This window comes from Aetokthonos hydrillicola CCALA 1050 (genome assembly GCF_017591665.1).
GTDB classification, from domain to species: domain Bacteria; phylum Cyanobacteriota; class Cyanobacteriia; order Cyanobacteriales; family Nostocaceae; genus Aetokthonos; species Aetokthonos hydrillicola.
The window spans coordinates 1-4,900 of record NZ_JAAKGC010000206.1; the positions used below are offsets into that span (position 1 = coordinate 1).

4 protein-coding genes are annotated in these 4,900 nt (G+C 38.8%); all 4 read right to left on the reverse strand.

Annotated features, from left to right (window positions below):
• On the reverse strand, positions 1-388 hold a 388-nt coding region (locus G4P69_RS35530), incomplete at its 3' end, for a hypothetical protein (RefSeq protein WP_208354633.1).
• 429 nt (positions 389-817) lie between these two features.
• Complete coding sequence (locus G4P69_RS40345) at positions 818-2,014, reverse strand: glycosyltransferase family 4 protein (protein WP_208354635.1); 1,197 nt, start codon at positions 2,012-2,014, stop codon at positions 818-820.
• 766 nt (positions 2,015-2,780) lie between these two features.
• Positions 2,781-3,020 (reverse strand): DUF6200 domain-containing protein, encoded by a 240-nt coding sequence (locus G4P69_RS35540; RefSeq protein WP_208354638.1) that lies wholly within the window; start codon positions 3,018-3,020, stop codon positions 2,781-2,783.
• 366 nt (positions 3,021-3,386) lie between these two features.
• Entirely contained in the window at positions 3,387-3,716 is a 330-nt protein-coding gene (locus G4P69_RS35545; protein ID WP_208354640.1) for a DUF6312 domain-containing protein, read from the reverse strand.
• Between the last annotated feature and the right edge of the window lie 1,184 nt (positions 3,717-4,900).

The window sequence follows — 4,900 nt, forward strand, 5'->3', positions numbered from 1 at the left end:
CACCTGTTCCTGCTGCCAAATAAACGTTGCCCCCAGCTTTGACATAATCAATTAACACCTGATTATCTACTGCGTCTCCACACAGAAAGATACCGTCATAGCTTAACAACGTCGGCAAATCAATTTTTATATTGTTACCAACAGTCCAGGTATATCCTGCTTTAGTTATTGCCTGTGCTAAGGCAGATTGCGTCAAACCAAAGTTCGTTGAGTAGGCGTGGAATTTTCCTGTGCTACGCCCTCCTGCAAACCATTTTGCAATGTTGGTGACAAAAGTTCCGGTGTCAGGAGCTTGCGTAAACGCAGTATCGCTTAAAGTCCATTCGTCTGCGTTAACAACTATCTTCCCGGATTGAACATTATTTAATTGCGCTAAGGGATTATTCATAATAACTAATTGCTAAGTTTTCTAACTATGAATTTTGATCCAACTTAGTATACGTTACAGCATATTACATCATTAATTTACAAAAATCTTGTAATTGTTACAAAAGAAAATTCTTAATTAAAAAGTGCTACTAATCAGACCAAAAGCATATTAATATGTCCTGACTAAATCCTTTATGTAAACATCTTCTGGATAGTCAAGACAATTTTCACTTTGATATCAGATGAGATATGTACGAAACTCAGGCTACATAAAAAGAGGTTGTTTACAGTGACGAGTACACTGAGTTAATCAAGAGAAGAAAGCTTCAAGCGATAGCTGATAGCTTCAAGTGTCAGAAATTAAGGGCATAGCAAGTAATTTTAAGATAGACTCCCCAGCATCGATGCGGAAGTATTCGATACGAAAGGGAGCAAACCAAATTTTTGGTTAAGTCAGTACTGTATTCTTATAATCATCATAATCATCTAGTAAGATTCTATTGCTCCTGGGCTCCTCTGCCAAAATCGTCAAAAGATCTGAGGCAACTCTAGACCAGCTATAATGGGCCTCACTCAAGGAACGGCCTCGCTGACCCATTTCTTCTGATAAAATTGGTTGAGACAAAAGGTAATTGATTTGGCTAGCAAAAGCTTGAGGGTTTTGGTAATCCTCAATAAGTAGACCATTTTCGTTAGGAATAATCACTTCAGCATTACCACCTCTAGCAGTAGTAATGATCGATAACCCAGTTGCCATTGCTTCATAGTGGACTCGAGCTAACGGTTCCTCCCATTGAGAGGCGCAAACAAATATATCCCCTAGAAGGAAGTAGTCTGGAATTTGAACCGGAGAAATGAAACCACTGAAGCGCACAGAGTCACCCAAGCATTTTGCCTGTTCCTTAAGTTCAACAACATAGTTATCTTCTTCGTCGTTTCCATACCATTTACTACCAACTAGAAAAAGTACCGCAGACGGATGTTGCTCGATTACTTCAGTGAAAGCAGATATCAAAATATGAGGTCCCTTTTTCTTGGACAGACGCCCCACACTTAGCACAACTTTTCTTTCGTTCAGCCCATAAGCAGATAGCATATCTGCTCGTAGCTTAGCAGCGTCTGGAGCCCATCTTGGTTGGAAGCGTTTGAGGTTTACTCCAGCGTAGACTGGTTGTAACTTGTGTCGGTTCTCAGGAAAAAGATTAGCAATTCCTTGTGCAATAAACTCGCTAACCGTAACCACTTTCTCAACTCGCTGTAGACAATGTCGAGCTACATCATGATCAATCTTCTCAACTCCGAACATCTCGTTGTGCATGCTCAGTAGAAAACGACTGTTCGGATTTGCTGCTGCAACCAGGGGGAGATATTTAGGTCGATTGTAAATAATCACCCAATCAAATATCTCTCCAGCAACAAAATTGGCTACTGCCTCATAGTACTCTGGAGCATCCCCTCCTGCTCGTTTGTAGCGAATTTCATCCCGAACTTCATCATCAGGCAAATCAGGGTCAGAAACTGAGAACACGGTGATTGTATGTTCTCGAGTCAAATAGGGCAATATTTCATAAATGTAAGTCTGAATAGCCCCTCCTCGAATAAAAGGAACAGGTAATTTTTCTGTACAGACTAATAAGATCTTCACGTTATTGATTTGACCTCTTGTGTTGATTTTGCAAACGAAAATTTGCTATCTGGCTCATTCGACAAACACTGGTAGTGTAGTATCAATAATATCCCCGCTGTTGCAGTAGTCAGGGATAAAACAATCTGTGCAATCTTTGTTACCAAGCCATCGCCAAAGGCAGACAAGTGAATGATGTCTGCCAAATTGCTTAAGTTTACCTTGTCGTATTAATTTTGTAAGAAAAAAAGATTCGTTACATTGATCTGAATCCAGAACAAAAGTTATTGGATTACAAAAGTACTACATGCACGATTGTGAAGACAGCTTAATGCCTCTTCTATCAACATTCTGGGTCACTTAACATACGTTCTGAAACTCGGTTTCAAAAGCGGACTTTTGACTACCGAAATAAAGACCTGTTACTATCTTCTCCCGAGGAGCATAGCGTTTTGATATATCCATCGATGGATCTCTTAACAAAAGAACTTGGGAGTCAGTCTAAATAAAACAAGTTCTCTGAGTAGTAGCGTAAGGGTTTTAAATCCTATGATTTTTAGTCGATATTCTGTAGCAGGGGATTTGCGCTCCAACGAGCAAAAAGTAAAGATTTACAATTTTACTAGATGAGGCCAAAGCCGGACAAATACATCTTTGGATACACATCTTTCAAGGAAAAACACTTAAGTTTACCACTCAGAAAACTTTGTCAAATGTTGCTTTGACTTCTTAAAGCAACAATATATTTAACTTTTATTACCTTGTGGTTATTCTTTATGGAAAAATTCTAGTCCCATAATCCTTTACTACTAGATTTTTTCTGCTTGACAATCACAATAACTGGCTGCACAGACTCCCCTACTTCCCCTGCCCTCTGTAGCTCAGAAATTGTCTTCACTATTTTTCTAAATAACCGACCCCTACCTTCTTGAAGGTCACGAATACGATCTTTTTTTTGGCGACCGAATTCAAGAACAATAGTATTTAGCTCTCGTGATCTACCTTTTTCTCTATCGATTTCTGGCATGGGTTTACCTCACTATTTTGGGTGCATTTCAGATAATTACAAAAGCTCGTGATTCAGCTGAATATCAGCATCTCATCGAGGGCTGTTATTGGTCAAATTTTTAAGCAATCGCAGTAATCTTTTCCAATCAAACCAAATCTTGATTACTTAAATTTCCTCTTTTGAAGAGGATGCTTGAGAAGTTATAGAAGCTACTGTTTTCAGTTTCTAAATAGGGTCGGCTGCACTAAAAACCTACGTTTGGTTTTGTGTTATGCATTAGTATGCTTTGCTTACCCTTTCAAAACATCCTCTCCAGAGACGTTATAATTAGCGGTCGTTACTTTGATGTCTATTTCCTGGAAGTACTGCTTACACAGGAAGATACTAGAATGTGTATAGTTTGTATACGCTATACGCACCCCCCAGCTTAGACCAAGATTTACCCAGGTTCTTATTGAAATCACGAAGCCATCCGTTTTTCTTCTTTTTATTCGATCTCTCGTGCCTATCTAAGTAAGTTTTAGCCGCTTTGACTTCATTTCTAGCTAGACGCCTGACACTCTTTTCCCAGGGACTCAGAAATTTCGACTGCTTTTTTTTCTTTCTTCTCCTTCTTCTCGTTTCAGGTTTACCGTAGATAGTTTCAGGATAACCACCAAAGGAGTCCTCGCCATGGAGAACAACAACTCGTTTAAGCTCTACTTTTTTACTCATGTCTTTTGTTTTGTTCCAAAATAAGCTTTGCCGTTTAAGTAAACTCTAGCATGATAGTACATCAAATTCAAACAAAATGCATAAGTATATTAGCACTATAAAAATAATGTTTTGTTTAAGATTCAACTTAACAAACGCCATCAGGCTTGTTTAAAAATACATTGCTATATCTTCTGCTATCTAGCTTGAAAATAGGAGATTGGAGAACTCTGAGTCCCTTATCGGGATCAGGGGTAATGGAGACTGGGAAAAAATATTTTCATTTTTGGTTGTAGGTGATCGCGGCCTATAATTAGCTAGTGTGAAAATAGGTTTTTATGATTGGCTGTAGGCGATCGCAGACTATAGACGGATTTTTAACTAGGTTTCGGGTTTGGCGTTTGACTTTTGAATGAGTGACTTACGCCTAAACAGAAAGTGGGCATAGCTGAACCTTCCGCAAAGCGCTTGGTCTACTGAGAAGCGGTACCACGTTTTGGGAGGCAAAATAGAACAAGAAAGAGTTGTACATACCTGTATTTATTTTTTTACAAATGACTTAGAATTGCTATATGTAAATATACTTATTTTTTGTGGTAGCGTTTCTAAGTCTTGTGAACAGTCACATACCAAAGTACGGGCCTCTCAGAGCCTAAAACTGAAGCCAGTGCTCTGTTAATATAGTATGCATTATAGAACTCCAATTAAATCACTCCATACCTATTAAATCATTTGGCTCTGTCTACTAAAACCCACTAAAGACAGATGGGTTTTATAAAGTAGTCAGGAGTCAGAATGATTAGTGGTTTAAAAGCATGCGTTGACTTGTTTTCGAGACAGGGGCAGAATTCAGTGATCAGCTACCACGGAGCAGCGTCCAAGTGATAACTGATCACTGATCACTGATAATGTGGGTGGTGTATTCTGACTCCTAAATTCTATTTTATCAGATCGATGCTATTATATTCTCTGGCTTCTACATTAGCTACACTCAAATGTTTTGACTTTACTCTCGTTACGATATGGGGGTGTGTCAGAAAATTATACAATTGCTGAACTTTAAAGCTCTACAAGGCAGCTATTCTGTTTTCTCTGTAGACCGCTAAGCACCTAGTACTGACACACGATAAAAACTAAAATATGAGGGAATTTATTTTCTGTAATCCCTTTTCCTGGGATATTCCGGGACTTTTTGTCTTGTGCCT

Coding starts and splice junctions, on each gene's coding strand:
- G4P69_RS35545 (WP_208354640.1), bottom strand. CDS start 3,716: ATGAGTAAAAAAGTAGAGCTTAAACGAGTTGTTGTTCTCCATGGCGAG.
- G4P69_RS35540 (WP_208354638.1), bottom strand. CDS start 3,020: ATGCCAGAAATCGATAGAGAAAAAGGTAGATCACGAGAGCTAAATACT.